The organism is Papillibacter cinnamivorans DSM 12816, assembly GCF_900176335.1.
Lineage (GTDB): Bacteria > Bacillota > Clostridia > Oscillospirales > Oscillospiraceae > Papillibacter > Papillibacter cinnamivorans.
On sequence record NZ_FWXW01000013.1, the window covers coordinates 35,453 to 36,146 of the forward strand.

Below are 694 nucleotides of genomic sequence, written 5' to 3' on the forward strand. Positions count from 1 at the left end.
GTAAAACGGTAAACCCGGAAAGCATTCCTTACACCCCGGCGGACAGTCTGGAATCCAAAGAGGAACATAAGCCGGACACAGCCGCCGCGGACAGCAGGATGCTCCGGGAGAACCGGTACGCCGAGGAGAACATGGCAAGCCCCGCCGACCGGCTGAAGAGCCTGGAAAAAGCGATCCAATTGCAGAAAGCAAAGATCCAGGGTTTTTCCGACGCATATCAGTATGATAATGCGGAGCGTGAGCAGAAGACGCTGGATCTGCTGGAAAAACAGTATGCCGCCGAAAACAGGCGGGACCTGGACCGCTTTATCGCCGAATGGACGGAAGAGATCGACCGCCAGCGGCAGGAGCAGAGGGAACAGGAGATCCTGGACCTCTATAACCTGTACGTCCCCCTTCCCCAGGAAACGGTTGCTTCCCGGGAGGAAGAGGGATATACTGGAAACGGGGAAACCTCCCACGGGGCAGACGGTACGTACAGTCTCGCGGACGTTTCCCTCTGGGAATCCCCGGATTACCAAACGGCGCGGGATGGGCAGACAAAGGGCACGGATTCGGGCAGGGCGGAGGAGTACCTTGCGGAGTCTCTCCGGCAGGTGATACTGGGGAACTATACCGACGATGTGACGCTTTTGGGAACCGCCCTGCAAATCGGTATGAGCCTCACCGGAGCGGATACGGCCATGGATATCCG

Annotated in this window: 1 protein-coding gene; it reads left to right on the plus strand. The window is 58.2% G+C overall.

Annotated elements, in window-relative coordinates; translation table 11 throughout:
* Nucleotides 1-694, plus strand: a 694-nt coding sequence (locus tag B9A13_RS13400; RefSeq protein WP_159448151.1) for a hypothetical protein, incomplete at both ends; no start/stop codon positions are given.